Annotated in this window: 26 protein-coding genes; 17 read left to right on the top strand and 9 right to left on the bottom strand. The window is 58.5% G+C overall.

Annotation, left to right across the window (positions count from 1 at the left end):
- Positions 1-3 precede the first annotated feature (3 nt).
- From TX23_RS08745 to TX23_RS08755, 3 genes are all read right to left on the bottom strand, one after another.
- Positions 4-2,439: a TonB-dependent siderophore receptor gene (locus TX23_RS08745; RefSeq protein ID WP_057701853.1), complete on the bottom strand. Its 2,436-nt coding sequence runs from the start codon at positions 2,437-2,439 to the stop codon at positions 4-6.
- A gap of 90 nt (positions 2,440-2,529) precedes the next feature.
- Positions 2,530-3,474: a FecR domain-containing protein gene (locus TX23_RS08750; protein WP_057701854.1), complete on the bottom strand. Its 945-nt coding sequence runs from the start codon at positions 3,472-3,474 to the stop codon at positions 2,530-2,532.
- Positions 3,471-3,980, bottom strand: a complete 510-nt coding sequence (locus tag TX23_RS08755) for a sigma-70 family RNA polymerase sigma factor (RefSeq protein ID WP_057701855.1) — start codon at positions 3,978-3,980, stop codon at positions 3,471-3,473. Before TX23_RS08755 ends, TX23_RS08750 begins: the two co-directional genes overlap by 4 nt.
- A gap of 541 nt (positions 3,981-4,521) precedes the next feature.
- Between TX23_RS08755 and mnmG the strand changes: the two genes are divergently transcribed.
- The 17 genes from mnmG to TX23_RS08840 all read left to right on the top strand — a co-directional run bounded on the left by mnmG (position 4,522) and on the right by TX23_RS08840 (position 20,782).
- On the top strand, positions 4,522-6,414 hold the full coding sequence (gene mnmG / locus TX23_RS08760; RefSeq protein WP_057701856.1) for a tRNA uridine-5-carboxymethylaminomethyl(34) synthesis enzyme MnmG: 1,893 nt from the start codon (positions 4,522-4,524) through the stop codon (positions 6,412-6,414).
- A complete protein-coding gene (gene rsmG / locus TX23_RS08765) occupies positions 6,411-7,055 on the top strand; it encodes a 16S rRNA (guanine(527)-N(7))-methyltransferase RsmG (protein WP_057701857.1) in 645 nt (214 codons plus the stop codon). The genes mnmG and rsmG overlap by 4 nt, the downstream gene beginning before the upstream one ends.
- Before the next feature lie 18 nt (positions 7,056-7,073).
- Positions 7,074-7,871: a ParA family protein gene (locus tag TX23_RS08770; protein ID WP_005792605.1), complete on the top strand. Its 798-nt coding sequence runs from the start codon at positions 7,074-7,076 to the stop codon at positions 7,869-7,871.
- Positions 7,872-7,880: 9 nt separating this feature from the next.
- Positions 7,881-8,753: a ParB/RepB/Spo0J family partition protein gene (locus TX23_RS08775; protein ID WP_057701858.1), complete on the top strand. Its 873-nt coding sequence runs from the start codon at positions 7,881-7,883 to the stop codon at positions 8,751-8,753.
- A 148-nt stretch (positions 8,754-8,901) separates the two neighbouring features.
- Positions 8,902-9,309, top strand: a complete 408-nt coding sequence (locus TX23_RS08780; RefSeq protein ID WP_010565865.1) for a F0F1 ATP synthase subunit I — start codon at positions 8,902-8,904, stop codon at positions 9,307-9,309.
- 16 nt (positions 9,310-9,325) lie between these two features.
- Positions 9,326-10,195: a F0F1 ATP synthase subunit A gene (atpB, locus tag TX23_RS08785; RefSeq protein ID WP_003195886.1), complete on the top strand. Its 870-nt coding sequence runs from the start codon at positions 9,326-9,328 to the stop codon at positions 10,193-10,195.
- A 133-nt stretch (positions 10,196-10,328) separates the two neighbouring features.
- The gene (gene atpE, locus TX23_RS08790; protein WP_002555987.1) at positions 10,329-10,586 is read left to right on the top strand and encodes a F0F1 ATP synthase subunit C; all 258 of its coding nucleotides are present in this window, start codon (positions 10,329-10,331) and stop codon (positions 10,584-10,586) included.
- A 56-nt stretch (positions 10,587-10,642) separates the two neighbouring features.
- Positions 10,643-11,113, top strand: coding sequence for a F0F1 ATP synthase subunit B (locus TX23_RS08795; protein ID WP_003195835.1), 471 nt, complete (start codon positions 10,643-10,645; stop codon positions 11,111-11,113).
- A 12-nt stretch (positions 11,114-11,125) separates the two neighbouring features.
- Positions 11,126-11,662 carry a F0F1 ATP synthase subunit delta gene (locus TX23_RS08800; RefSeq protein ID WP_003195833.1) on the top strand — a complete coding sequence of 179 codons (537 nt, stop codon included), beginning with the start codon at positions 11,126-11,128 and terminating at the stop codon, positions 11,660-11,662.
- 21 nt (positions 11,663-11,683) lie between these two features.
- The gene (atpA, locus tag TX23_RS08805) at positions 11,684-13,228 is read left to right on the top strand and encodes a F0F1 ATP synthase subunit alpha (protein ID WP_003195831.1); all 1,545 of its coding nucleotides are present in this window, start codon (positions 11,684-11,686) and stop codon (positions 13,226-13,228) included.
- Positions 13,229-13,278: 50 nt separating this feature from the next.
- Positions 13,279-14,139, top strand: coding sequence for a F0F1 ATP synthase subunit gamma (gene atpG, locus TX23_RS08810; protein ID WP_057701859.1), 861 nt, complete (start codon positions 13,279-13,281; stop codon positions 14,137-14,139).
- 27 nt (positions 14,140-14,166) lie between these two features.
- Positions 14,167-15,543 carry a F0F1 ATP synthase subunit beta gene (atpD, locus tag TX23_RS08815; RefSeq protein WP_003195827.1) on the top strand — a complete coding sequence of 459 codons (1,377 nt, stop codon included), beginning with the start codon at positions 14,167-14,169 and terminating at the stop codon, positions 15,541-15,543.
- 44 nt (positions 15,544-15,587) lie between these two features.
- Positions 15,588-16,004: a F0F1 ATP synthase subunit epsilon gene (locus tag TX23_RS08820; protein WP_005792601.1), complete on the top strand. Its 417-nt coding sequence runs from the start codon at positions 15,588-15,590 to the stop codon at positions 16,002-16,004.
- 123 nt (positions 16,005-16,127) lie between these two features.
- On the top strand, positions 16,128-17,495 hold the full coding sequence (glmU, locus tag TX23_RS08825; RefSeq protein ID WP_057701860.1) for a bifunctional UDP-N-acetylglucosamine diphosphorylase/glucosamine-1-phosphate N-acetyltransferase GlmU: 1,368 nt from the start codon (positions 16,128-16,130) through the stop codon (positions 17,493-17,495).
- 227 nt (positions 17,496-17,722) lie between these two features.
- Positions 17,723-18,490, top strand: coding sequence for a DeoR/GlpR family DNA-binding transcription regulator (locus TX23_RS08830; RefSeq protein WP_057701861.1), 768 nt, complete (start codon positions 17,723-17,725; stop codon positions 18,488-18,490).
- A gap of 10 nt (positions 18,491-18,500) precedes the next feature.
- A complete protein-coding gene (glmS, locus tag TX23_RS08835; protein WP_032894388.1) occupies positions 18,501-20,333 on the top strand; it encodes a glutamine--fructose-6-phosphate transaminase (isomerizing) in 1,833 nt (610 codons plus the stop codon).
- Positions 20,334-20,416: 83 nt separating this feature from the next.
- Positions 20,417-20,782 (top strand): hypothetical protein, encoded by a 366-nt coding sequence (locus tag TX23_RS08840; protein WP_057701862.1) that lies wholly within the window; start codon positions 20,417-20,419, stop codon positions 20,780-20,782.
- A gap of 167 nt (positions 20,783-20,949) precedes the next feature.
- Here TX23_RS08840 and TX23_RS08845 read toward each other — a convergent pair whose 3' ends face one another.
- From TX23_RS08845 to TX23_RS08870, 6 genes are read right to left on the bottom strand one after another with little or no spacing between them, the layout of a single operon-like run.
- The gene (locus tag TX23_RS08845) at positions 20,950-21,882 is read right to left on the bottom strand and encodes a phosphatidate cytidylyltransferase (protein WP_057701863.1); all 933 of its coding nucleotides are present in this window, start codon (positions 21,880-21,882) and stop codon (positions 20,950-20,952) included.
- A 1-nt stretch (position 21,883) separates the two neighbouring features.
- Positions 21,884-22,504 carry a lysophospholipid acyltransferase family protein gene (locus TX23_RS08850; protein ID WP_057701864.1) on the bottom strand — a complete coding sequence of 207 codons (621 nt, stop codon included), beginning with the start codon at positions 22,502-22,504 and terminating at the stop codon, positions 21,884-21,886.
- 9 nt (positions 22,505-22,513) lie between these two features.
- A complete protein-coding gene (locus TX23_RS08855) occupies positions 22,514-22,957 on the bottom strand; it encodes a hypothetical protein (RefSeq protein WP_057701865.1) in 444 nt (147 codons plus the stop codon).
- Positions 22,947-24,245, bottom strand: a complete 1,299-nt coding sequence (locus tag TX23_RS08860; RefSeq protein WP_057701866.1) for a phosphatase PAP2/dual specificity phosphatase family protein — start codon at positions 24,243-24,245, stop codon at positions 22,947-22,949. The genes TX23_RS08855 and TX23_RS08860 overlap by 11 nt, the downstream gene beginning before the upstream one ends.
- Positions 24,246-24,247: 2 nt before the next feature.
- Positions 24,248-25,996, bottom strand: a complete 1,749-nt coding sequence (locus tag TX23_RS08865; RefSeq protein WP_057701867.1) for a bifunctional alpha/beta hydrolase/class I SAM-dependent methyltransferase — start codon at positions 25,994-25,996, stop codon at positions 24,248-24,250.
- Between the two features lie 10 nt (positions 25,997-26,006).
- On the bottom strand, positions 26,007-26,630 hold the full coding sequence (locus TX23_RS08870; protein WP_057701868.1) for a CDP-alcohol phosphatidyltransferase family protein: 624 nt from the start codon (positions 26,628-26,630) through the stop codon (positions 26,007-26,009).
- Positions 26,631-26,845: the final 215 nt, after the last annotated feature.

Below are 26,845 nucleotides of genomic sequence, written 5' to 3' on the forward strand. Positions count from 1 at the left end.
GGTCTACCAGTTGTAAGACACCGTACCGAGCAAGGTACGGCTGTCGCCCCAATAGCAACGCCCCGCATCGTTGCAACCGGATACATATTCCTTGTCGAACAGGTTCTTGGCGTTCAGGTCCACCGACCAGTGTGGGTTGATCTGATAACCCAGTGCCGCATCCACCAGGGTGACGCTTCCTGCGTCCAACTTCCCGTAGAGCGTAGGCGGCGTGTAGGAAAAGGTACTGTCGAAATAGCGCACCCCGCCGCCCAGGGAGAAACCCTTGAGTTGGCCGTCGAGAAAGCGATATTTGCCCCACACCGAAGCCTGGTTACGCGGCACGCCCGTCATCTGACGGCCTTCTACCAGCGACGTCGCCGAATCCTTGGTTATCCGGGCGTCGGTGTAGGTATAGGCCGCCGTCACGTTGAAGTTGGAACTGATGTTGCTATTGACCTCGACTTCCACGCCCTTGGCGCGACTTTCACCAACCTGGCGATAGCTATTGGTGGTGGAATCCAGGTAGGTATCGTCCTGCTTGCGCAGGTCATACACCGACAACGTCATCGCCGTATCCCAGCCGATCGGCTCATACTTCACACCCACTTCGTACTGGCTGCTGGTGATCGGTTTTAACGGCGAGCCGGAGTTGGAGATCTGCTGAACCGGGACGAACGCCGTGGAATAGCTGACATACGGCGTCAGGCCGTTGTCGAACTGGTACATCACACCGCCCTGGTAGGTGAACTTGCGATCCTCCGAATTGATATTGCTCGCTGGCTTGACCTTGTCACGGTAGTCGCTGTCGACCCAGTCCTGGCGGCCACCGAGCAGAAAGAGCCAGTGGTCGTATTTGCTCTGGACCTGTGCATAAACCCCTTTCATCTGCTGCTCAAGCAAGGTGTTCTGCACTGCCAGTGGAGTGAGCGGGTCGCGCAGGTACACCGGGTTATACACATCGATGGTGCCGGCGAAACCCGCATCCCAGTCTTGATTGAACGAGGTTCGGTCATAGCTGGCGCCCAACAACACTGTGTTTTCCAGGCCACCCACCTGGAACTTGCCTTCGAGCTGGTTATCCAGGGAATAGACCATCGACTTGTTGTAGCGATCATAGGCGTTCATGTTAAGCCGGGTGCCAAAGCCAGCGTTATTGAGTGTGCCCGGCCAGGTTTCGTGCCGGTTGATGCGTGACTGCATATAGCGCGAGTTTTGACGGAACTGCCAATCGTCATTGAAGCTGTGGCTGAACTCGTAACCGGTACTCCAGCTTTCGCGTTCAAAGGTGTTCCAGTCCGGATTGCCAAGCATGGTGTGTTTGGACAGCTTGCCGTTGGGATTGGTAAGCAGAGTGCCTGCGGCGGGGAGGCCCAGTTCGAGGTTGGTGTGATCTTTCTGGTAGTTGGCCAGCAGTGTCAGCGTGTTGTAGTCGTCAAAGTTCAGGGTCAGGGAGGGCGCGATATACAGACGATCGTCCGGGACATGATCGGTCTGCGTGTCGGATTTGCGGCCGAGCATCACCACGCGGCCAAGAATCGTGTCGCTGTCGTTAAGCGGGCCCGAGATATCCACAGCCAATTGACGTCGATTATCGGAGCCATAACCCAACTGCACCTCACCTTGCGGGGCGGCAGTCGGGTGCTTACTGACCAGATTGACCAAGCCACCAGGCGCGTTTTCGCCGTAAAGGAGGGAAGAGGGGCCGCGAAAAATCTCAACCCGTTCCAGGCCGTAGGGTTCGCTGGTGGTGTCGTATCGATTACCTTGAACACGCAGGCCATCTCGCAGTAGGCCGTAGCCGTAGTCCGTGGCGTTGAAACCGCGAATGAAGAACAGATCACCTGCCAAGCCATCACCTGCCGCGAACGGTGGGGCGAAGATCCCGGGGACGTAGCCCAACACTTCTGTCAGGGTCTGGGATTTCTGGTCTTTGATGCGCTGGCCAGTGACGACGGACACCGAACGCGGTGTCTCTGACAGAGGGGTGCTGGTCTTGGTGCCGATCCGACTGCTTTGCGCCTTGTAACCCACATCCCCGGCGATTTCCTGATTGAAGCCGCCCTGTTGATAAGCGCTCACCGTGGTAGGTGCCAAGGTCAGTTGGCCAACTGGCGCCACTTGCAGCACATAGCTGCCGGGGGCCTGTGCGACCGCTTGCATGTTGGAATGCTGCAGCAGCAGCGCAAAACCTTGTTCTACCGAATAATCGCCTTCCAGCCCTGGCGTATTCAACCGCGCAGTTTGTTCGGGAGAGAAGGACAAAATCACGTTGGCCTTGGCGGCAAACTGGCTTAAGGCGTTGTCCAGTGGGCCGGCGGCAATCGCATAGTGTTGCGTTGCGCCGGCGGCCATGACTGCGGTGGATAACCATGCGCCAGTGGTCGCGGTGATGAGCAGCAGACCATAAGTCATACCATGGCAGGAAAGTCGTTTGCGTAGCCGGGTGGGGAGGCGCATAGGTAGGTAAGCCCTGAAGGTAGCGTCGTGATTACCTGTAGGGCCGTGCCAGGTGAAAAAAAGATAACCCTCCTGTGGATTATTTTTCGGTCAACCGGTTCGAGTGACCGACACCCAATAGCGGGTGAAGTATTTCACCTGGATCGGTAAGGTCGCTTTCAGGTTCGCGAGCACTGCATCGGTGGCATCCAGGCGGAAGGTACCGGAAACACGCAGGCCGGCGCAGGCTTGATCACAATGCAGCGTTCCCGAGCGATAGCGCGCCAGCTCATCAAGAACATCCCCCAGCCGAGCATCAAGTACGATCAGTTGCCCATTGCGCCAGGCCGCCTGGACGTCGCCATACCGCTGGGTTGTAAGCACATTACGCCGATCAAAATCTGCGCTCTCGCCTGCGGTCAGGATTCGGTGGTGCTCAGGCTGGTCGCCCGGCGCCAGGTCAACCCGGCCCTCCAGGACGCCCACACGCGTGGAGTTCGGAAGTTGGCGCACGGTAAACCGCGTGCCCAACGCCTGAACTCGGCCCTGGCGAGTGTCTACATAAAACGGTAAATGTTCTCCCCGCTTGCCGGTGTGGATAAGTACTTCTCCGTCGCGTAGGCGGATAAGACGCTGGCGCTCGTCGAATGCCACATCGATAGCAGTATTGGTGTTGAGATCGATCTGCGTGCCATCCGCCAGTTCGATCTGTCGCCTTTGACCCACATGGGTTCGGTAATCAGCCCATACGTTGCCAAGAGATGTGTGGTTCTGGACGCTCCAGCCCAGGTACCCACTGCCACCGAGTACGAGCATCCACTTGAGTACCTGGCGCCGCTGTTGGGTGGTGGATAACGCCCGGCGTGTGATGTCCTGGGGCAGGGCGCCGAGGCTGCGTTGCAACTGCTCCATCTGGTTCCAGGCCACCTGGTGGGACGGGTCGCCATTGAGCCATTGCTGCCAGGCGTGCTGTTCAGCGGGCGTCGGGGATTGCGACTGGAACTGCACATACCAGGTGGCAGCAGCCTCGAATGTCTTGCGGTCGGGACCAGTCATGACTGGCTGGCCATGATCAGCGAGCATTCGGTAAGCGTACGGATCATGTGTTTCTTTACCGTGGTCAACGACACCTGCAGTTGATCGGCGATCTGTTGATAAGTCAGCCCTTCCAACTGTGACAGCATGAAGATCCGCCGTGCCCGTTCGCCCAGACCAGACAATGCTTTATCCACAGCCATCAGGGTTTCGATGATGATCGCCTTGTCTTCTTCACTCAAACTCGTCGGCTCAGGCCGCTCTGCCAGGGTTTGCTTATAGGCCTGTTCAATAGCAAACCGGCGATAGCGGTCAATCACCAGTCCCCTGGCGATTGTCGCTAAATAGTCCCGGGGTTCAAGGATCTGGGCCGCGTGTCGTCCACCGAGTATCCGCACGAACGTGTCGTGGGCCACGTCGGCCGCATCACTGGCGTTATGCAGTTTTCCTTTGAGCCACCCACGCAGCCAGGAATGATGTTGCTCATAGATGTGCTGAACCGCGGCAGTGTGTGAAGAGGCAGGCATAGGCGCGACAAGGTGGGTTAATGATAATCGATATTATTAACTGCCCCGAGGTTTTCTCACAACAGATCTCTTTTTTTCCGCACTGGAATGAATCCAGGGCTTTGCCGTGCTCGAAATCCGGCGTTTCTGTGGATTAAACCCTGTGAGTAACCGCCCCTGTGCCCAGTTGATAACAGGGCCTGAAACCTGAGTAAAAACCCATCTGTGGATAACCATCGCTTTAATCCACAGGCTTAAAGCACTTATCCAAGGGCCTCATTGGCAGATGACCACAGACTTTTGAATCGCTGTACATATTGAATATAGTGGGCTGTAGAGATCTATCCACAGAAATGGTACTCAGTAGAAATAAACATAAAAACAAAGATTTAATAAATTTCTCTCTTTTAATTTCTATTGTCTGTGATTTACCCACAGCTGGTTAAATTTTGTGCAAAGGGTTCTTTAGGAAGGGCGAAGTCCCTATACTTGCCGCCATAGCTCCAAAACTCTTTCAACAGACAATTCCTGATTACCTACATAAGCAGGCACGAGGTGCGTGGTGGATTTCCCTTCCCGTTTTGAAGTGATCGTCATCGGCGGCGGTCATGCCGGTACCGAGGCAGCACTGGCGTCAGCGCGCATGGGCGTAAAAACCCTGTTGCTTACGCACAACGTGGAAACCCTCGGTGCCATGAGTTGCAACCCCGCTATTGGCGGGATTGGCAAAAGCCACCTGGTCAAGGAAATCGATGCCCTTGGCGGGGTAATGGCGATGGCCACCGACAAGGGTGGTATTCAATTTCGCGTGCTCAACAGCCGCAAAGGCCCGGCCGTACGTGCTACCCGGGCTCAGGCCGACCGCATCCTGTACAAGGCAGCGGTACGCGAAACCCTGGAAAACCAGCCGAACCTGTGGATATTTCAGCAGGCCGCCGATGACTTGATCGTCGAGCAGGACCAGGTACGCGGTGTGGTTACGCAAATGGGTCTGCGTTTTCATGCAGATTCGGTCGTACTGACCACGGGCACGTTCCTGGGCGGACTTATCCACATCGGTATGCAAAATTATTCCGGTGGCCGTGCCGGTGACCCGCCGTCGATTGCCCTGGCAAAACGTCTGCGTGAACTACCGCTGCGCGTCGGCCGCTTGAAAACCGGGACCCCGCCACGCATTGATGGGCGTTCTGTGGATTTCTCGATGATGACCGAGCAAGCCGGCGACACGCCGATCCCGGTCATGTCGTTCATGGGTTCCAAAGAACAGCACCCGAAACAGGTCAGTTGCTGGATTACCCACACCAACGCCCGTACCCACGAAATCATTGCCGCGAACCTTGATCGTTCGCCGATGTATTCCGGGGTGATCGAAGGCATTGGCCCGCGGTATTGCCCGTCGATCGAAGACAAGATCCACCGCTTTGCCGACAAGGAAAGCCACCAGGTCTTTATCGAACCCGAAGGCTTGACCACCCACGAGTTGTACCCCAACGGGATTTCCACCTCGCTGCCGTTCGACGTGCAAATCCAGATCGTGCAATCGATTCGCGGTATGGAAAATGCGCACATCGTGCGTCCGGGCTACGCGATCGAGTACGACTACTTCGACCCGCGCGACCTGAAGTACAGCCTGGAAACCAAGGTGATTGGTGGCTTGTTCTTCGCTGGCCAAATCAACGGGACTACCGGTTACGAAGAAGCCGGAGCCCAGGGTTTGCTGGCCGGAACCAACGCGGCATTGCGTGCACAAGGCAAAGACAGCTGGTGCCCGCGTCGTGATGAAGCGTACATCGGCGTATTGGTCGACGACCTGATCACCCTGGGCACCCAGGAACCGTACCGCATGTTCACTTCCCGCGCGGAATACCGTCTGATCCTGCGCGAAGACAACGCCGATCTGCGCCTTACCGAAAAAGGTCGCGAACTGGGCCTGGTCGATGACGCGCGCTGGGCTGCCTTCTGCAAAAAACGCGAAAGCATCGCGCTTGAAGAGCAACGCTTGAAAAGTACCTGGGTTCGTCCAGGCACCGAGCAGGGCGATGCCATTGCAGAAAAATTCGGCACGCCGTTGACCCATGAGTACAACTTGCTCAACCTGCTTTCCCGTCCGGAAATCGACTACGCTGGTCTGGTCGAAGTGACTGGCCACGGCGCAGAAGACCCACAGGTTGCCGAACAGGTTGAAATCAAGACCAAATACGCAGGCTACATTGATCGCCAGCAGGACGAGATCGCTCGGCTGCGCGCCAGTGAAGACACCAAACTGCCTGTGGATATCGACTACACCGGAATTTCCGGGTTATCGAAAGAAATTCAAAGCAAGTTGGGGATAACTCGGCCGGAAACCCTCGGGCAGGCTTCACGTATCCCTGGCGTTACCCCGGCAGCCATCTCGCTGTTGATGATTCATTTGAAAAAACGCGGCGCGGGCCGTCAGTTGGAGCAAAGCGCTTGAGTTCGTTGGTCACCTCGCAACACGCCGAAGAGTTATCCACAGGGGCGCGCCAGTTGGGCGTAGCGCTGACCGAAGCCCAGCATGAGCTACTGCTGGGCTACCTGGCCCTGTTGATCAAATGGAACAAGGCTTACAACCTGACCGCAGTGCGTGATCCGGACGAAATGGTCTCGCGCCATTTGCTCGATAGTCTCAGTGTGATGCCGTTCATCGAAAACGGTCGCTGGCTGGATGTCGGCAGCGGCGGCGGGATGCCCGGTATTCCGCTGGCGATTCTGTTTCCCGAGTCGCAAGTGACCTGCCTGGACAGCAACGGCAAGAAAACCCGCTTCCTGACCCAGGTCAAACTCGAACTCAAGCTGGACAACCTGCACGTTATCCACAGCCGCGTCGAAGCCTTTACGCCTGAACAGCCCTTCAACGGAATTGTTTCCCGGGCGTTCAGCAGCATGGAGAACTTCAGCAACTGGACCCGCCACCTTGGCGATCGCGACACGCGCTGGCTGGCAATGAAGGGCGTCCATCCAAGCGACGAGCTGTTAGCATTGCCGGCAGACTTCCACCTCGATAGCGAACACGCCTTGGCCGTCCCCGGTTGCCAAGGCCAACGCCATCTGCTGATACTGCGCCGCACGGCATGATTGGGAACACAAGCAAGAATGGCTAAGGTATTCGCGATTGCGAACCAGAAAGGTGGTGTGGGTAAAACCACCACCTGTATCAACCTCGCAGCATCCCTGGTCGCCACCAAGCGTCGGGTGTTGTTGATCGATCTCGATCCACAGGGCAACGCCACCATGGGTAGCGGTGTGGATAAACACGGCCTGGAAAACTCGGTCTACGATTTGCTGATCGGCGAATGCGACCTGGCCCAGGCCATGCACTATTCCGAGCACGGTGGTTACCAACTGCTGCCGGCCAACCGCGATCTGACCGCGGCGGAAGTGGTATTGCTGGAAATGCAGATGAAAGAAAGCCGTCTGCGCAGCGCCTTGGCGCCTATCCGCGAGAACTACGACTACATTTTGATCGACTGCCCGCCGTCGCTGTCGATGCTCACGCTCAACGCGCTGGTTGCCGCCGATGGGGTGATTATCCCCATGCAGTGCGAGTACTTTGCCCTTGAGGGCTTGAGCGACCTTGTGGATAACATCAAGCGTATCGCCGAGCTGCTCAACCCGAACCTGAAAGTCGAAGGCCTGCTGCGGACCATGTATGACCCGCGCCTGAGCCTGATGAACGATGTCTCGGCGCAGCTCAAGGAACACTTTGGCGATCAGCTGTACGACACCGTGATTCCACGCAACATCCGCCTGGCCGAAGCGCCAAGCTATGGCATGCCCGCGCTGGCGTACGACAAATCCTCGCGCGGTGCCATTGCCTACCTGGCATTGGCTGGCGAGATGGTTCGTCGTCAACGCCGCAATTCACGCACCGCTGCAGCCCAGCCAACTTAAGGAATCCCCATGGCCGTCAAGAAACGAGGTCTCGGACGTGGACTGGATGCACTCCTGAGTGGTCCGACCGTCACTTCGCTTGAAGAACAAGCGGTGCAGGCCGACGAGCGCGAGCTGCAGCACTTGCCGCTGGATCTGATCCAGCGCGGCAAATACCAGCCGCGTCGGGACATGGATCCCCAGGCGCTGGAAGAACTGGCCAACTCGATCAAGGCCCAGGGCGTGATGCAACCGATTGTGGTACGCCCAATTGGCAGTGGCCGCTTTGAGATCATCGCCGGTGAACGCCGCTGGCGCGCGAGCCAACAGGCCGGCAAGGAAACCATACCGGCAATGGTGCGCGATGTGCCGGATGAGACCGCCATCGCCATGGCCTTGATCGAAAACATTCAGCGCGAAGACCTCAACCCGATCGAAGAAGCGATCGCATTGCAGCGTTTGCAGCAGGAATTTCAGCTGACCCAGCAACAAGTGGCCGAGGCGGTGGGGAAATCCCGTGTCACGGTTTCCAACTTGCTGCGTCTGATCGCCTTGCCGGAAGTCATCAAGACCATGTTGTCCCATGGCGATCTGGAAATGGGCCACGCCCGAGCTTTGCTGGGTTTGCCGGAAAATCAACAGGTTGAAGGGGCGCGACACGTTGTCGCACGAGGGCTCACCGTTCGTCAGACCGAGGCCCTCGTTCGCCAGTGGCTCAGCGGTAAACCTGCACCGGTCGAAACCGCCAAACCTGATCCGGATATCGCGCGCCTTGAGCAGCGCCTGGCCGAGCGGCTAGGCTCTGCGGTGCAAATTCGCCACGGCAAGAAGGGCAAAGGGCAGTTGGTCATCGGATATAACTCACTCGATGAGCTTCAGGGCGTCCTTGCCCACATCCGCTGAAACATTTGCTTATGTAGCGCGTGATCGGAAATCACTACCCGACAGTTGAATAGGGGCTGAACCGCCCCTATACTCTGCGCGCATTTTGTCGGCACAAATTATGCCAAGTTATTGATTTCCGGCAGCCGACCATTGAGGAGCAAGAGTGATGGAAACCCGCACGCCAAACACGTTGCCGTTCCATCGCTTGGCTGTTTTTCCGGTTTTATTGGCTCAATTTGTCATTTTGCTGATCGCCGCTTTGGCGCTTTGGTACTGGCATGGAGTCGTAGCCGGATATTCAGGACTTTGCGGAGGCCTGATAGCCTTGCTGCCCAATATGTATTTTGCTCACAGGGCCTTTCGGTTTTCCGGCGCCCGAGCAGCCCAGGCTATCGTGCGGTCTTTTTATGCCGGCGAAGCAGGGAAACTGATTTTGACGGCAGTGCTGTTTGCACTGACCTTTGCAGGTGTGAAGCCATTGGCGCCGCTGGCTGTATTCGGCGTCTTCGTGTTGACCCAACTGGTCAGCTGGTTCGCTCCCCTGCTAATGAAAACAAGACTTTCGAAACCTTAGGGCGTTTGAGGCAACCATGGCAGAAACAACCGCTTCGGGCTATATCCAGCACCACTTGCAGAACCTGACCTTCGGTCAGCTTCCTAATGGCGGCTGGGGCTTTGCCCACACCGCAGCAGAAGCCAAAGAAATGGGTTTCTGGGCTTTCCACCTGGATACTCTGGGTTGGTCGGTCGCATTGGGTCTGATCTTCGTCCTGATTTTCCGCATGGCGGCAAAAAAGGCGACTTCCGGTCAGCCAGGTGCTTTGCAGAACTTCGTTGAAGTATTGGTCGAATTCGTCGATGGCAGCGTGAAAGACAGCTTCCATGGCCGTAGCCCGGTGATTGCACCGCTGGCACTGACCATCTTCGTCTGGGTATTCCTGATGAACGCCGTCGACCTGATCCCGGTGGACTGGATTCCTCAGTTGGCCATGGCGATCTCCGGCGACCCGCACATCCCATTCCGTGCCGTATCGACCACTGACCCGAACGCTACCCTGGGCATGGCCCTGTCGGTGTTCGCGCTGATCATTTTCTACAGCATCAAGGTCAAGGGCATCGGCGGTTTCATCGGCGAACTGACCCTGCATCCGTTCGGCAGCAAGAACATCTTCGTTCAAGCCCTGCTGATCCCGGTGAACTTCCTGCTGGAATTCGTCACCCTGATCGCCAAGCCGATTTCCCTGGCTCTGCGACTGTTCGGCAACATGTATGCCGGCGAGCTGGTGTTCATTCTGATCGCTGTGATGTTCGGCAGCGGTCTGCTCTGGCTTAGCGGCCTGGGCGTAGTACTGCAGTGGGCGTGGGCTGTGTTCCACATCCTGATCATTACCCTGCAGGCCTTCATCTTCATGATGCTGACCATCGTCTACCTGTCGATGGCGCACGAAGAGAACCATTAAGACCAGTCTCGACTAGTCTGATGTCCTTCCCGGTCAAACGGGAAGGTGGCCCAACAGGGCTATGAAACGATTTGTTTTACCGCTTTAAAATCTAAAAAACCTAAACCATACGACGTAAAAGTCGGGAGGAAAGATGGAAACTGTAGTTGGTCTAACCGCTATCGCTGTTGCACTGTTGATCGGCCTGGGCGCCCTGGGTACTGCCATTGGTTTCGGCCTGCTGGGCGGCAAATTCCTGGAAGGCGCAGCGCGTCAGCCAGAAATGGTCCCAATGCTGCAAGTTAAAATGTTCATCGTCGCCGGCCTGCTCGACGCCGTGACCATGATCGGCGTTGGTATCGCACTGTTCTTCACCTTCGCGAACCCCTTCGTTGGTCAACTCGCTGGCTAATCACTCGAATTTTCGAGTGATTGGGGTGATGGACAACGAATGAGCGAGGTGTTGGCGTGAACATTAATGCAACCCTGATTGGCCAATCCGTTGCGTTCTTCATTTTTGTAGTGTTTTGCATGAAGTTCGTGTGGCCTCCGGTCATCGCGGCTTTGCACGAACGTCAGAAGAAGATCGCGGATGGTTTGGACGCTGCCAGCCGTGCAGCTCGCGACCTGGAGTTGGCCCACGAGAAAGTGGGTCAGCAACTGCGCGAAGCTAAAGCACAGGCAGCCGAGATCATTGAGCAAGCCAAGAAACGCGGTAACCAGATCGTCGAAGAGGCTGTTGAAAAAGCCCGCGTCGAAGCTGACCGTGTTAAGGCTTCGGCTCATGCCGAGATCGAACAGGAACTGAACGGTGTCAAAGACGCGCTGCGTGCCCAACTGGGTGCTCTGGCCGTTGGCGGTGCTGAGAAGATCCTCGGTGCCACAATCGATCAAAACGCGCACGCGGAGCTGGTTAACAAACTGGCTGCTGAAATTTAAGCGAGGGCGATCATGGCAGAACTGACCACGTTGGCCCGACCTTACGCTAAGGCAGCCTTCGAGCACGCCCAGGCCCACCAGCAGCTGGCCTCTTGGTCAGCCATGCTCGGCCTGGCAGCAGCAGTGTCGCAAGACGACACCATGCAGCGCGTGCTCAAGGCCCCGCGCCTGACGAGCGCAGACAAGGCCGCCACTTTTATTGAAGTGTGCGGCGACAAGTTTGATGTGAAGGTGCAGAACTTCATCCACGTCATTGCCGAAAACGACCGTCTCCCGCTATTGCCGGAGATCGCCGCTCTGTTCGACCTGTACAAGGCCGAAGCAGAGAAATCGGTAGACGTTGAAGTGACCAGTGCTTTCGCATTGAACCAAGAACAGCAAGACAAACTCGCCAAGGTTCTCAGTGCACGACTCAATCGGGAAGTGCGCCTGCAAGCTTCGGAGGACGCATCCCTGATTGGTGGTGTTGTTATCCGTGCCGGCGACCTGGTTATCGATGGCTCGATTCGCGGCAAAATCGCGAAACTTGCCGAAGCATTGAAATCTTGAGTTTGAAGGGGCAGCAGAGCAATGCAGCAACTCAATCCTTCCGAAATAAGTGAAATTATCAAGGGCCGCATCGACAAGCTCGATGTGACCTCCCAAGCCCGTAACGAAGGCACTGTCGTCAGCGTATCTGACGGCATCGTGCGGATTCACGGTCTGGCCGACGTCATGTACGGCGAGATGATCGAGTTTCCGGGCGGCGTCTACGGTATGGCCCTCAACCTGGAGCAAGACTCCGTAGGTGCCGTTGTATTGGGCGCATACACCAGTCTGGCTGAAGGCATGAGCGCCAAGTGCACAGGCCGCATCCTGGAAGTTCCGGTTGGTAAGGAACTGCTGGGTCGCGTAGTCGACGCACTGGGTAACCCTGTTGACGGTAAAGGTCCACTGGGCAACACCGAGACCGACGCGGTCGAGAAAGTTGCTCCAGGCGTGATCTGGCGTAAGTCGGTAGACCAGCCTGTACAGACTGGCTACAAGGCTGTCGATGCCATGATCCCGGTCGGCCGTGGCCAGCGTGAGCTGATCATCGGTGACCGTCAGATCGGTAAAACCGCTCTGGCGATCGACGCGATCATCAACCAGAAAGACAGCGGCATTTTCTGCGTCTACGTAGCCATCGGTCAGAAGCAATCGACCATCGCCAACGTGGTTCGCAAGCTGGAAGAAAACGGCGCCCTGGCCAACACGATCATCGTGGCTGCCAGTGCTTCGGAATCTCCTGCGCTGCAATTCCTGGCACCGTACTCCGGTTGCACCATGGGTGAATTCTTCCGCGACCGCGGTGAAGATGCGCTGATCGTTTATGACGATCTGTCCAAGCAAGCAGTGGCTTACCGCCAGATTTCCCTGCTGCTGCGCCGTCCACCAGGCCGTGAAGCCTACCCAGGCGACGTGTTCTATCTCCACTCCCGTCTGCTGGAGCGCGCATCCCGCGTTTCGGAAGAATACGTAGAGAAGTTCACCAACGGCGCAGTGACCGGCAAAACCGGTTCCCTGACCGCACTGCCGATCATCGAAACTCAGGCTGGCGACGTTTCCGCGTTCGTTCCGACCAACGTGATTTCCATCACCGACGGTCAGATCTTCCTGGAATCGGCCATGTTCAACTCAGGCATCCGCCCTGCAGTGAACGCCGGTGTTTCGGTATCCCGTGTGGGTGGTGCCGCTCAGACCAAGATCATCAAGAAGCTCTCCGGTGGTATCCGTACCGCTCTGGCTCAGTACCGTGAACTGGCGGCATTCGCCCAGTTCGCTTCTGACCTGGACGAAGCGACCCGTAAGCAACTTGAGCATGGTCAGCGCGTTACCGAGCTGATGAAGCAGAAGCAATACGCCCCAATGTCGATCGCTGACATGGCGTTGTCGCTGTATGCCGCTGAGCGTGGGTTCCTGACCGACGTTGAAATCGCCAAGGTCGGCAGCTTTGAACAAGCGCTGATTGCTTACTTCAACCGCGATCACGCCGAATTGATGGCGAAGATCAACGTGAAGGGTGACTTCAATGACGATATCGACGCTGGCATGAAAGCCGGTATCGAGAAGTTCAAGGCCACCCAAACCTGGTAAGCCGCAGCGGGAGCCGCAAGGCTCCCGCTTGCTAACCTGATAGGTGTTACATGGCAGGCGCAAAAGAGATTCGCAGTAAGATTGCGAGCATCAAAAGCACGCAAAAAATTACCAGCGCCATGGAAAAAGTGGCGGTCAGCAAAATGCGCAAGGCACAAATGCGCATGGCTGCTAGCCGTCCTTATGCGGAGCGTATCCGCCAGGTAATTGGGCATCTGGCCAACGCCAACCCGGAATACCGCCACCCGTTCATGATCGAGCGCGCCGTCAAGCGTGCAGGTTATGTGGTAGTGAGCAGTGACCGTGGTTTGTGTGGTGGTCTGAATACCAACCTGTTCAAGGCCCTGGTCAAGGACATGGCGGTAAACCGCGAAAACGGCGTCGAGATCGATCTGTGTGTTGTTGGTAGCAAGGGTGCGGCCTTTTTCCGCAACTTTGGCGGTAACGTCGTTGCAGCTATCAGCCACCTGGGTGAAGAGCCGTCGATCAATGATTTGATCGGCAGTGTGAAGGTGATGCTGGATGCGTACCTGGAAGGTCGTATTGACCGCCTCTGCGTGGTATCCAACAAGTTCATCAACACCATGACCCAGCAGCCAACCGTGGAGCAATTGATTCCACTGGTGGCGACTCCGGATCAGGAACTCAAGCACCACTGGGACTACCTCTACGAACCAGACGCCAAAGAGCTGCTTGACGGCTTGATGGTGCGCTACGTGGAGTCGCAGGTGTACCAGGCGGTGGTCGAGAACAACGCAGCTGAACAAGCGGCGCGGATGATCGCGATGAAAAACGCTACCGATAACGCCGGTGATCTGATCAGCGATTTGCAGCTGATCTACAACAAGGCGCGTCAGGCTGCGATCACCCAAGAGATCTCGGAAATCGTCGGCGGCGCTGCCGCGGTTTAACGGTTCAAATATTCAGAGGATCCAGCTATGAGTAGCGGACGTATCGTTCAAATCATCGGCGCCGTTATCGACGTGGAATTTCCACGCGACAGCGTACCGAGTATCTACAACGCGCTGAAAGTACAAGGCGCGGAAACTACCCTGGAAGTTCAGCAGCAGCTGGGCGACGGCGTAGTTCGTACCATTGCGATGGGTTCCACCGAAGGCTTGAAGCGCGGTCTGGACGTTGTCGACACTGGCGCTGCCATCTCCGTACCGGTCGGTAAAGCGACCCTGGGCCGGATCATGGACGTACTGGGCAACCCGATCGACGAAGCTGGCCCGATCGCCACCGAAGAGCGCTGGGGCATTCACCGCGCAGCACCTTCGTTCGCAGAACAAGCGGGCGGCAACGACCTGCTGGAAACCGGCATCAAGGTTATCGACCTGGTTTGCCCGTTCGCCAAAGGCGGTAAAGTCGGTCTGTTCGGTGGTGCCGGTGTAGGCAAGACCGTAAACATGATGGAACTGATCCGTAACATCGCCATCGAGCACAGCGGTTATTCCGTGTTCGCAGGTGTTGGTGAGCGTACTCGTGAGGGTAACGACTTCTACCACGAGATGAAGGACTCCAACGTTCTGGACAAAGTGGCACTGGTTTACGGTCAGATGAACGAGCCGCCGGGAAACCGTCTGCGCGTAGCACTGACTGGCCTGACCATGGCCGAGAAGTTCCGTGACGAAGGTAACGACGTTCTGCTGTTCGTCGACAACATCTACCGTTACACCCTGGCCGGTACTGAAGTATCCGCACTGCTGGGCCGTATGCCTTCTGCAGTAGGTTACCAGCCGACCCTGGCTGAAGAGATGGGCGTTCTGCAAGAACGTATCACTTCGACCAAGGAAGGTTCGATCACCTCGATCCAAGCGGTATACGTACCTGCGGATGACTTGACCGACCCGTCGCCAGCCACCACCTTCGCCCACTTGGACGCCACCGTCGTTCTGTCCCGTGACATCGCTTCCCTGGGTATCTACCCAGCGGTCGATCCACTCGACTCGACTTCGCGCCAGCTGGATCCGAACGTGATCGGCCAGGAGCACTACGACACCGCTCGCGGCGTTCAGTACGTGCTGCAGCGTTACAAAGAACTGAAGGACATCATTGCGATCCTGGGTATGGACGAGCTGTCGGAAGCCGACAAGCAGTTGGTAAACCGTGCTCGTAAGATCCAGCGTTTCTTGTCGCAGCCGTTCTTCGTGGCTGAAGTCTTCACCGGTGCCTCGGGTAAATACGTTTCCCTGAAAGACACCATTGCTGGCTTCAAAGGCATCCTCAACGGTGACTACGACCACCTGCCAGAACAAGCGTTCTACATGGTCGGCGGCATCGAAGAAGCGATCGAGAAAGCCAAGAAACTGTAATCCAGGCGCCCGGCAACGGGCGCTCATCAGGTTGAGGCAATCAGATGGCTATGACAGTCCATTGCGATATCGTCAGCGCGGAAGGGGAAATTTTCTCCGGTCTGGTCGAGTTTGTAACAGCGCACGGCGACTTGGGTGATCTTGGTATCGCCATGGGTCACGCTCCGTTGATTACCAGCTTGAAGCCAGGTCCGATCACTCTGACCAAGCAAGGCGGGGAAAAGGAGGTGTTTTACATCTCCGGTGGTTTCCTCGAGGTTCAGCCGAACATGGTCAAGGTACTTGCCGACACCGTGCAACGTGCTGGCGACCTGGATGAAGCCTCCGCTCAGGAAGCCGTCAAGGCTGCCGAGAAGGCCCTGAACGAAAAAGGTGCAGACTTCGACTACAGCGCTGCTGCAGTTCGTCTGGCCGAGGCTGCAGCTCAGCTGCGCACGCTCCAGCAGATCCGCAAGAAGTAAGCGGCCATGCCGTTACGCTTCATGCGTGATTGATTAAAAAGGGTAGCCTCGGCTACCCTTTTTCTTTTTTTGCAAAACACTTCTTTGGTCTGAACCCGGACCGCCCAGGATTGGTAGCCATTCATGTCTCTTGAAATCGTCATTCTCGCCGCAGGCCAGGGCACTCGTATGCGTTCGGCCCTGCCCAAGGTGCTGCATCCGGTCGCGGGCAATTCCATGCTGGGTCATGTTATCCACAGCGCCCGGCAACTGGACCCACAACGTATTCATGTGGTGATTGGCCACGGTGCCGATGTGGTCCGTGAGCGTCTGGCCGCGGACGACCTGAATTTCGTATTGCAAGACAAGCAACTGGGCACCGGCCACGCCACTGCGCAAGCCGTACCGTTCATCAGCGCCGACACAGTGCTGATTCTTTACGGTGACGTACCGCTGATCGAAGTGGAAACCCTGCAACGCCTGCTCAAGCATGTGGTGCCTGGCCAGATGGGCCTGCTCACCGTTGAACTGGACGACCCTACCGGCTATGGCCGCATTGTGCGCAACGCCGACGGCAAGGTCGCCGCGATCGTCGAGCACAAGGACGCCAGCCAAGCCCAGCGCGCCATTACCGAAGGCAACACCGGCATTCTTGCCGTACCCGCTGACAAGCTGGGCGACTGGATGAGCCGTCTGTCCAACAACAATGCCCAGGGCGAGTACTACCTCACCGACGTCATTGAGATGGCCGTCAGCGATGGCCTGCTGGTCGCCACCGAGCAGCCCCACGACCCGATGGAAGTGCAGGGCGCCAACGACCGCAAGCAGCTCGCAGAGCTGGAGCGTCACTACCAACTGCGCGAAGGCCTGCGTCTGATGGCTCAAGGCGTGACCCTGCGTGACCCGGCGCGTTTCGATGTGCGTGGCGAGGTGACGGTGGGCCGCGACGTGCTGATCGATATCAACGTGATCCTCGAAGGCCGGGTGATCATTGAAGACAACGTGGTCATCGGCCCGAACTGCGTAATCAAGGACAGCACCTTGCGCAAAGGCGTGGTGGTCAAGGCCAACAGCCATATCGACGGTGCCGTGATGGGCGAGGGCAGCGATGCCGGGCCGTTTGCGCGCTTGCGTCCGGGTAGTGAGCTGGGGGCCCAGGCCCATGTGGGTAACTTTGTCGAACTGAAAAACGCTCACCTCGGCGAAGGTGCAAAAGTCGGTCACCTGACTTACCTGGGCGATGCCGTCATCGGTGCACGTACCAACATCGGTGCCGGCACCATCACCTGCAACTACGACGGCGCCAACAAGTACCAAACGACGATCGGTGAAGATGTATTCATCGGTTCCAACAATTCGTTGATTGCCCCCGTGACCATTGGTGACGGTTCCAACACCGCAGCGGGCTCGACCATCAACCAGGATGTGGATAAGTCCCAACTGGCCGTTGCCCGCGCTCGCCAGCGCAACATCGATGGGTGGAAACGCCCGGTCAAAATCAAAAAGAACTGAGTTATCCACAATTCGATTGGCTGACGCGCTCCTGTGGGAGCTGGCTTGCCTGCGATAGCGGTCTGACATTCAGCATGGATGTCGCCTGACAAACCGCTATCGCAGGCCAGCCAGCTCCCACAATTGATGTGTGGTGACTTAAAAATATTGCATGCCCCGCTTGACGATCTTTCGCCAATAGGTTTTGATTGCCTTCGTTATCTTTCGAAACGAAACTTATCATTACCATGTCGAAACGAAATACCCCCCAACGACGCCACAACATCCTCACCTTGCTCAATGAACAGGGCGAAGTCAGCGTGGACGAATTGGCCAAGCGTTTCGAAACGTCGGAAGTCACCATCCGCAAGGACTTGGCCGCCCTTGAAAGTAACGGCCTGCTCCTGCGTCGCTACGGTGGCGCAATTACCATGCCCCAAGAGCTGGTGGGCGATGCCGCCCAGCCCATCTCGGCCTACAAGCGCGCCATCGCGCGTGCGGCCGTGGTGCGCTTGCGTGAACACGCGCGCATCATCATCGATAGCGGCAGCACCACCGCCGCGATGATTCCGGAACTCGGTCATCAACCCGGGCTGGTGGTTATGACCAACTCCTTGAATGTGGCCCGCGCCCTGAGCGAACTGGAACATGAACCGGTGCTGTTAATGACCGGCGGTACCTGGGACCCGCATTCGGACTCGTTCCAGGGGCAGGTTGCCGAGCAGGTGCTGCGTTCTTACGATTTCGATCAGTTGTTCATTGGCGCCGATGGCATCGATTTGCAGCGCGGCACCACCACCTTCAACGAACTGCTGGGCTTGAGCCGCGTCATGGCCGAGGTCGCCCGTGAAGTGGTGGTGATGGTCGAATCCGACAAGATCGGCCGCAAGATTCCCAACCTGGAACTGCCCTGGAGCAGCGTCCACACCCTTATTACCGATGATCGCCTGCCGTCTGAGGCCCGCGACCAGATCCAAGCCCGCGGCATTACGCTGATATGCGCGGCAATCATCTAGGAGAAGCACCATGTGTGGAATTGTTGGCGCAGTCGCCGAACGTAACGTAACTGCCATCCTGATCGAAGGCCTCAAGCGCCTGGAATACCGCGGCTATGACAGCGCCGGTGTGGCCGTTTTCACCAACGCCGGCAAGCTTGAGCGCATGCGCCGCCCGGGCAAGGTCAGCGAGTTGGACCAGGCCCTGGCCGGCGAGCCGCTGGTGGGGCGCTTAGGGATTGCCCACACCCGTTGGGCCACTCACGGTGCGCCGTGCGAACGCAACGCTCACCCGCACTTCTCCGGTGACCTGGCGGTGGTGCACAACGGCATCATCGAAAACCACGAAGTGCTGCGTGAACAGCTCAAGGGCTTGGGCTATGTGTTCACCTCGGACACCGACACCGAAGTGATCGCCCACCTGCTCAACCACAAGCTCAAGGATCACAGCGATCTGACCACCGCTCTCAAGGCCACGGTCAAGGAACTGCATGGCGCCTACGGCCTGGCCGTGATCAGCGCCAGCCAGCCTGACCGCGTCGTGGCAGCCCGCAGCGGTAGCCCATTGGTAATCGGCCTGGGCCTGGGTGAGAACTTCCTCGCCTCCGACCAACTGGCCCTGCGCCAGGTGACCGACCGCTTTATGTACCTGGAAGAAGGCGATATTGCCGACATCCGTCGTGAAAGCGTGCAGATCTGGGACGTGAACGGTCAGTCCGTCGAGCGTGAAGCCGTGCAATACCGCGACGGTGCCGAAGCCGCCGACAAGGGCGAATTCCGCCACTTCATGCTCAAGGAAATCCACGAGCAGCCATCGGTGGTGCAGCGCACCCTGGAAGGTCGCCTGAGCCAGAACCAAGTGCTGGTCAACGCCTTCGGCCCGCAAGCTGCCGAACTGTTCGCCAAAGTGCGCAATGTGCAGATCGTCGCCTGCGGCACCAGCTACCACGCCGGTATGGTGGCGCGTTACTGGTTGGAAGAACTGGCCGGCATCCCGTGTCAGGTCGAAGTCGCCAGCGAGTTCCGCTACCGCAAAGTGGTGGTGCAGCCCGACACCCTGTTCGTGACCATTTCCCAGTCCGGCGAAACCGCCGACACCCTGGCCGCCCTGCGCAACGCCAAGGAGCTGGGTTTCCTCGGCAGCCTGGCCATCTGCAACGTCAGCATCAGCTCCCTGGTGCGTGAATCCGACCTGACCCTGCTGACCCAGGCCGGTCGCGAAATCGGCGTGGCGTCCACCAAAGCCTTCACCACCCAACTGGTGGGGCTGTTGCTGCTGACCCTGTCCCTGGGCCAGGTACGCGGCACCCTCGCCGAAGGTGTCGAAGCCACCCTGGTAGAAGAGCTGCGCCGCCTGCCGACCCGTTTGGGCGAAGCCCTGGCCATGGACAGCACCGTGGAAAAAGTTGCTGAGCTGTTCGCTGACAAGAACCACACCCTGTTCCTGGGTCGTGGCGCGCAATACCCGGTGGCGATGGAAGGCTCGCTGAAACTCAAGGAAATCTCGTACATCCACGCCGAAGCCTACCCGGCCGGCGAGCTGAAGCACGGCCCATTGGCCCTGGTGGATGACGACATGCCAGTGGTCACCGTGGCGCCGAACAACGAACTGCTGGAGAAGCTCAAGTCCAACCTGCAGGAAGTACGCGCGCGTGGCGGCCAATTGATCGTCTTCGCTGATGAGAAGGCCGGCATGACCAATGGTGAAGGCACGCATGTAATCAACATGCCGCACATCCACGACACCCTGTCGCCGATCCTCTACACCATCCCGCTGCAGTTGCTGTCGTACTACGTCGCCGTGCTCAAGGGCACCGACGTTGACCAGCCGCGTAACCTGGCGAAGTCGGTGACGGTGGAGTAAGCCTTACTGACGTACCCAAAAGGGGCTGTTTTCAACAGCCCCTTTTTTCGTTTTGGATTCGCTCAATTCAAGGATGCGTATTGATGCAAAACCCTTCTGCTACCGTCCCCGCACGTTTGCACAATCGCCGGTTCGTGGTCGCCAACAACGCCCAAGGGTTGTCCGGTACCGGCACCGTGTTTCATTACCAGGTCGAAGACAGCGTGATTTCCAGCACTTACCAGGGTGGCCGAATTCGCCTGGGAACGCAGGTCGGGCGGGTGACCGGCCCAGATGCTATCGAGCTGCTTTATCAGTGCGTCACCCTGGATGGGGAGCTGCTTGCAGGGTGGTCACGAGGCACGGTAGGTGTTGATCACGCCGGGCGCACTACCCTGAGTTTCGTTTGGGGCTGGCTATCGGGTGCGACCGGAGGCGGAGAGTCTAGCTATATCGAGATCACTGGCTAGAGGTATTGAAAGCACCATAAAACCTACAGGTAGGCGCATATCCCCTGTGGGAGCTGGCTTGCCTGCGAGGGCGGCGTGTCAGTCGCTGCATCTGTTACTGCACCACCGCCTTCGCAGGCAAGCCAGCTCCCACATTTGATCTCCATCGGGTTTGAGAAAGGGGTGGGTTAGGTCCACCAGTAACGCACAAGATGGAAAAAGATCGGCGCCGCAAAGCACACCGAATCCAGCCGATCCAGCATCCCGCCGTGCCCTTCGATCATGTGTCCCCAGTCTTTCACACCGCGGTCACGCTTGATCGCCGACATCACAATCCCTCCCGCAAACCCCAGCAGGTTGATCAGCAGCGCGATCAGGAATGATTGCCACGGATTGAACGGTGTGGTCCACCACAGCGCTGCGCCGATCAGCGATGACAACAGGATCCCGCCGACAAAACCTTCCACGGTTTTCGACGGCGACAGGCTAGGCGCGATCTTGTGTTTGCCGAACAGCTTGCCGCACACGTACTGCAATACGTCCGACAGTTGCACCACGATCACCAGGTAGGCGATCAGCAGCAGGTTGCGGCCTTCGTAGCCGGGGATGTCCAACGTCAGCAGCGCCGGTACGAAAGACACGCAGAACACCGCGATCATCAGCCCCCATTGCACCTTCGATGCGCGTTCCAGGAAGTGCGTACTGTCCCCGCCCAGGGAGGCGAGGATCGGCAGCAGCAAAAACACGTACACCGGAATGAAGATCGAGAACAGCCCATACCAGTCGGCGTAGATCAGCACATATTGCAGCGGCAGGGCGAGGTAGAAAGCGGCCACCAGGGCCGGGTAGTCGCTGCGCCGGGTGGGCGTGAGGGTGAGAAATTCGCGCAGGGCGTAGAACGACACCGCGTAGAACAGCAGGATCACTGCGCCGGTGCCTAGCCAAAAAGCGATGCCGATTACCACCACCATCACCCACCACGCGTTGATACGGGCGTTGAGGTTGTCGATCACGGCATTCGGGCTGCCGCGGGTGCGCAGCTTGAGGATCAGGCCGATCAGCGAGGCGATGACCAGGATCGCGCCGATGCCGCCAAATAACATCAGGGTTTGGCTATCCATCTCAGGAATGCTCCGGGGCAAGGGCGAGCAGGGCGTCGCGGCTGCGGGCGAGGAATGCGGCTTTGTCTTCGCCTTCTTCCAATTGCAGGGGGGCACCGAAGCTGGTTGTGCATAACAACGGCAGTGGCAATACGCGACCCTTGGGCATGACCCGGTTCAAGTTGGCTATCCACACAGGGACCAATTCGGCCTGTGGGTAACTCTTTGCCAAGTGATACAAACCGCTTTTGAACGGCAGCAAGCCATCCTCCAGATTGCGCGTGCCTTCGGGAAAGATGATCAACGAATCGCCGCCTTCCAGGGCGGCGAGCATGGGCATCAGTGGGTTATCCACAGGCTCTTTGCGCTCGCGGTCGATCAGCACGCCATTGAATACGCGGTTGATGATGTAGCGGCGCAACGCGCTCTTGTTCCAGTAATCGCTGCCGGCCACCGGGCGTGTGAACTTGCGCAGGTTCTGCGGCAGCGACGCCCACACCAGCACAAAGTCGCCGTGGCTGCTGTGGTTGGCGAAATAGATGCGCTGCACCGGCACCGGCGCGCACCCCAGCCACAGGCTGCGAGCGCCAGTGACGGTGCGGGCCATGGAGGTAATCAGCGTGGCGACCACGGGTTCGAACATGAGGATTCCTTATCCGGCAAAAGGCAGCCAAGGGCTGGCAAGGATGACGCCCAGGGTCAGCAGCGCTTGCGCGCCCAGCAGCCAGGCTTGTTTACGCAACAGTTTGAGAGCGCCGCGCCGACGTTCGCTCCATGGCCGACCGGCTCGCTTGGGCGATTGCAGGCCAAGGGCTTGCAACGCTTGGTCAAGGTCTGGCGTGCGGGTAACGTCGCGGGCCAGCAAGGCGAACAGGTCGGCGTCGAAGGCCACCCGCAGCGCCCAGTACTTTTGCAGCAGGCCCAGCACAATCAGCCACAGGGCCAACAGCAGGCAGATCGTCGAGATACTGGCCAACAACAGTTGGGCAAGGCCGAACAGTACGCCGAGCAACGTCAGGCCTGTGGATAACTGATCCAGGGAGCGGCCGCGGCGCAGCAGGCTGGCGACGACCTGGAGTTCCATATCAGCGGGCATGGTGTAAACCCTCCAACGCTTTACGGTGTGCGGGGTGCAGGACCACAGTGGCCCGTGCTGTACGAATAATAGCCAGTGCTTGGTCAACCGTTGCGGCGCGCCCGGTGTTCAGCAGCCAGGCGGCGACCGCAGTGGCGCTACGGGAATAACCGAGGGCGCAGCACACCAGCAAGGGGCCACTCGTTCGCAAACGTTCAATGGCGTGGGCGGCCTTCAGGCATTCGTCGGCTGTCGGGGTGATCAGGTCCAATACCGGTACGCAGGCATAAGCACGGCCCTGTGGATTAATCGGCAGTTCGGCACACAGATCGAGAATGGCTTTGAACGGGCCTTGCTCAGAGGTTGTAGGAACGCGCCCCAGCCAGACGTTATCCACAATCAGGTCCGGCTGTGGATGTTTGCGTGTCCACAGCCGCGAATTGATCCACGCACCCACTAAATAAGGCGCATACAACCAGCGGGCGGCAGGCGCAAGACGGCCATCCGTACGTTTTTGAAAGCCCGACGCGCCGATCAAAAGGTAGTTGGCCGCGATCAAGCCCAGGGAAACCGCTGGCCACAGCAGCCACAGCCAGCCGCCGCCCAGTACCAGGGCAAGCGCCAGCAGTAATAGCGCGCCCAGCCCATAGCGCACAGCCAGGCGCCAACGTTGGGTATCTCGCGTCAACCGCGCATTCAATAAGGGGCTCGGGTGTTCCACCGGCCATAACCACACGCACAACCACCCCGCGAGGGCGCCTGTGGGTAAGTCGATAAAGTGATGTTGATAAGTGGTCAGCACCGAAACGCCGATCAGCGCAAACCAGCCATGCACCACCCAGCGCCAGATCCCCTGGGTGTGCCGTTGGTACATCACCCACAGGATCACCAGCAGCGCGATATGCAGCGAAGGCGCCTGGTTGAAGGGCTTGTCAAAACCGGCCAGCACGGCGAACAGCCAGCCGAACACGCCGTCCAGTTCCGGTCGCTCGAAGGTGAAGCGCAATGGCCAGATCAGGAAGCAACTGACGGCAATCACCTGCGCACTCAGCAGGCGCAGTGCATGTTGTTTCAACTCATGCCGTGTATTGGGCAGCAGCAGGGAGAAGCCGTAGAGCAGGTCGATGGACCAGTAGGGCACGATGGTCCATGCCCAGAACGGCATGTGTGTTTCCCAGCCGAACACCAGGGTGCCGACGTCGCTGCGCTGGCTGGTGACCCAGGTGGCGAAGCCGTAGGTGCTGAAAAACAGCGGCGCCAACAGCAACAGCCACAGGACCGCGGGTTTCAATAAACCGGGTTCGCGCATGTTCAGATCTTCTGTGCCAGGGACACGGTGAAAATGCCCCACTCATCCACGCGTTGGGTGATCTTGCGAAAGCCCGCCGCTTCGACGAGTTGGTCCATTTCCGCCTGGCTGCGTCGACGCATCACCCAGGCCTGGCCCTGACGGTGACTGGTGAGCGCGCGGGCAATCAGCTCCAACTGCGGGTGCCACGGCTGCCCGGTGTAGACCAGGTAGCCACCTGGCTCCACGGCTTCGGCCAAGCCCGCCAGTGAACCACCGACCATGGCATTGTCGGCGAACAATTCGTACAGGCCAGACACCACGGCCAGGGTCGGCTTGGGGTCCAGGGCGGCCAGGTCAGCGCGGTCGAACGCATCGCCTTTGACGAATTGGGCGATGTCGCCCAAACCCTTTTCGCGAATCAGCGCGCCACCGTCGCGCACGTTGATGTCGCTGTAGTCGCGCAGCAGGATCGACTCCGGCATCGGTGAAACGCCCTGCAAGGCTTCAAGAATGTAACGGCCATGGCCGGCGGCGATGTCGACGATGCGCACTTCACGTTGGTCGTCACGCAGCTTGGCCATGGCCAGGCGCAACAGTTCTTCGACATTAAGCTTGCGCTGGCGAATACCACGCCAGCCGATGGAATTGAGGTAGTTGGTGTCGATCATCCGCCCCAGCCCGCCCTTGCCGGCAGGCTTATTGCGATACACGTAGTCCAGGGTGCTGCCGGAATCGAAGCCGGTGTCGAAGCCCAGCTTCACGCCGTCCGAAAGGTTCCTGCCCAGGCCCATGCTGGCGCGGGTCATGCGCCAGTACAGGTCGCGCAGGGAATTGCGTGGCAACGGCGCGGCGAGGGATTCGGATTCGGCGCAGGTGGCACCGAGTTTGTCGGCGTCCAGCAGGCTGGCGCGGTCCAGCGGATGTGTGAAGTTCTGCAGGATAAAGCGCTTGGCGCTGCTCACGGCCACGGCACGGTCACGTTCACCGAGGGTGTCGTGGAAAAAACCGGGGAGGATATGCAGCTCTTTTTTCAGGCTGCCGAGGCGGTCGAAAAACTGCTGCTGGGGTTTACGGTGCACCACAAAGTCGGAGCCGGAGATAAGCACCTGGGTTGGCACCTGGATTGCCTGGGCGTCGGCTACAACCCGGTCGGCCGCTTCGTACAGGCCCAGCAGCACATTCACCGAGATGGCTTTGGTGATCAGCGGATCGCTGTCGTAGGACGCCACGCGTTCCGGATCATGGCTGAGGAACTTGGCCTTGACGTAGCTGTTGACGAAAAAGTTGCCCTTGAACTTGCGCATCAAGGCCAGGCCGGGGCGGGCGAAGGGCACGTACAGCTTGACCTTGAAGGCGGGCGAGGCGAGCACCAGGGCGCGGATTTTTGGTGCGTAATCGTGAGCCCACGTGGCGGCAATCACCGCACCGACGCTTTGGGCGATAACGGCCAGGTTGTCCTCTTCAATGCCGTAGACGGCGCAGATGTGGTCGCAGAAGGTCTGCACATCACGGGCGCTGGTGGCGAAGCTGGGGCTGTCGCCACGCGCGCCGGGGGATTGGCCGTGGCCGCGGGCATCCCAGGCGAAGAAATCAAACCCCGGCAAGTCCAGTTCAGCCACCAGGTGGGCAATACGCCCGGAGTGTTCGTGCCCGCGATGGAACAACAGGATCGCCTTGCGCGGCCCGGCGTCTGCCGTGGCCGGCCAGTGCCGGTAGAAAAGCTCGACGCCATCATGGGTACTGAAGGTGTGCTCTTGCTGTTCGCGCATCGCAAAATCCTTATGCAGAAGGGGGAGTTTGTTGCTGTTCTTTGAGGCCCTGACGTACCCGGTTGACCAAGGTATAGGCGAGCAGGGCGGCGACCAGCCACATCACCGCCTCGACCCAACCGGCGCCGAGCCAGCCCAGCGCCACGCCGGTGGCCAGTACACCCAGTACAAAAGCCCGGTCACTTTTGCCCATCGGCCCGTCATAGCGACGCGATGCGCCCACCATCGGCCCCAGTACACCGGCGTACTCGCTGAAGACCGCGAGCAATGCCACCAGCACCACCGGCACGGGGCTCACGCCGGGGATCAGTGCAAAGGGCAGGATCAGCGCGCTGTCGGCGATCACATCGCACAGTTCATTGAGGTACGCACCCAAGCGTGACTGCTGGCCAAATTCCCGAGCGAGCATGCCGTCGATGGCGTTGAGGGCCATGCGCACGATCATCCATAAGGGGATCAGCGCAAACAGCCAAAAGTGGTGGGCGAAGCCTGCGATCAGCAACCCCACCAGCAGGGAAATCACCCCGGCCAGCACGGTGATCTGGTTGGCGGTGGTGCCGTTGTCATAGAGGCGCTGCACCAGCGGGCGCAGCAGGTTTTGAAACTGCGGTTTGAGTTGGTAGATCGAAATCATGGGGGTGACGCTTCCTTGTCCGTGAACCCGCGAAAAACTGTTTCGGAGTGTGCCGACTAATCGCCGCCGACACCAGTGATGGCTCGTGTTTATAGGGGGTTAGTCACACTCCAGAGAGCACAGCAAAACAAAGGTGGGAGGGGGCTTGCCCCCGATATAGGTGTGTCAGGCAACTGATTAGTTACTGACACACCTATATCGGGGGCAAGCCCCCT

It is taken from the genome of Pseudomonas paralactis (genome assembly GCF_001439735.1).
Classification (GTDB): Bacteria; Pseudomonadota; Gammaproteobacteria; order Pseudomonadales; family Pseudomonadaceae; genus Aquipseudomonas; species Aquipseudomonas paralactis.

Coding starts and splice junctions, on each gene's coding strand:
- glmS (WP_032894388.1), top strand. CDS start 18,501: ATGTGTGGAATTGTTGGCGCAGTCGCCGAACGTAACGTAACTGCCATC.
- TX23_RS08800 (WP_003195833.1), top strand. CDS start 11,126: ATGGCAGAACTGACCACGTTGGCCCGACCTTACGCTAAGGCAGCCTTC.
- TX23_RS08770 (WP_005792605.1), top strand. CDS start 7,074: ATGGCTAAGGTATTCGCGATTGCGAACCAGAAAGGTGGTGTGGGTAAA.
- TX23_RS08820 (WP_005792601.1), top strand. CDS start 15,588: ATGGCTATGACAGTCCATTGCGATATCGTCAGCGCGGAAGGGGAAATT.
- TX23_RS08870 (WP_057701868.1), bottom strand. CDS start 26,630: ATGATTTCGATCTACCAACTCAAACCGCAGTTTCAAAACCTGCTGCGC.
- TX23_RS08745 (WP_057701853.1), bottom strand. CDS start 2,439: ATGCGCCTCCCCACCCGGCTACGCAAACGACTTTCCTGCCATGGTATG.
- TX23_RS08840 (WP_057701862.1), top strand. CDS start 20,417: ATGCAAAACCCTTCTGCTACCGTCCCCGCACGTTTGCACAATCGCCGG.
- TX23_RS08830 (WP_057701861.1), top strand. CDS start 17,723: ATGTCGAAACGAAATACCCCCCAACGACGCCACAACATCCTCACCTTG.
- atpA (WP_003195831.1), top strand. CDS start 11,684: ATGCAGCAACTCAATCCTTCCGAAATAAGTGAAATTATCAAGGGCCGC.
- TX23_RS08775 (WP_057701858.1), top strand. CDS start 7,881: ATGGCCGTCAAGAAACGAGGTCTCGGACGTGGACTGGATGCACTCCTG.
- TX23_RS08755 (WP_057701855.1), bottom strand. CDS start 3,980: ATGCCTGCCTCTTCACACACTGCCGCGGTTCAGCACATCTATGAGCAA.
- atpE (WP_002555987.1), top strand. CDS start 10,329: ATGGAAACTGTAGTTGGTCTAACCGCTATCGCTGTTGCACTGTTGATC.
- atpB (WP_003195886.1), top strand. CDS start 9,326: ATGGCAGAAACAACCGCTTCGGGCTATATCCAGCACCACTTGCAGAAC.
- TX23_RS08750 (WP_057701854.1), bottom strand. CDS start 3,474: ATGACTGGTCCCGACCGCAAGACATTCGAGGCTGCTGCCACCTGGTAT.
- TX23_RS08845 (WP_057701863.1), bottom strand. CDS start 21,882: ATGGATAGCCAAACCCTGATGTTATTTGGCGGCATCGGCGCGATCCTG.
- TX23_RS08780 (WP_010565865.1), top strand. CDS start 8,902: ATGGAAACCCGCACGCCAAACACGTTGCCGTTCCATCGCTTGGCTGTT.
- TX23_RS08855 (WP_057701865.1), bottom strand. CDS start 22,957: ATGCCCGCTGATATGGAACTCCAGGTCGTCGCCAGCCTGCTGCGCCGC.
- TX23_RS08860 (WP_057701866.1), bottom strand. CDS start 24,245: ATGCGCGAACCCGGTTTATTGAAACCCGCGGTCCTGTGGCTGTTGCTG.
- atpD (WP_003195827.1), top strand. CDS start 14,167: ATGAGTAGCGGACGTATCGTTCAAATCATCGGCGCCGTTATCGACGTG.
- TX23_RS08850 (WP_057701864.1), bottom strand. CDS start 22,504: ATGTTCGAACCCGTGGTCGCCACGCTGATTACCTCCATGGCCCGCACC.
- TX23_RS08865 (WP_057701867.1), bottom strand. CDS start 25,996: ATGCGCGAACAGCAAGAGCACACCTTCAGTACCCATGATGGCGTCGAG.
- glmU (WP_057701860.1), top strand. CDS start 16,128: ATGTCTCTTGAAATCGTCATTCTCGCCGCAGGCCAGGGCACTCGTATG.
- atpG (WP_057701859.1), top strand. CDS start 13,279: ATGGCAGGCGCAAAAGAGATTCGCAGTAAGATTGCGAGCATCAAAAGC.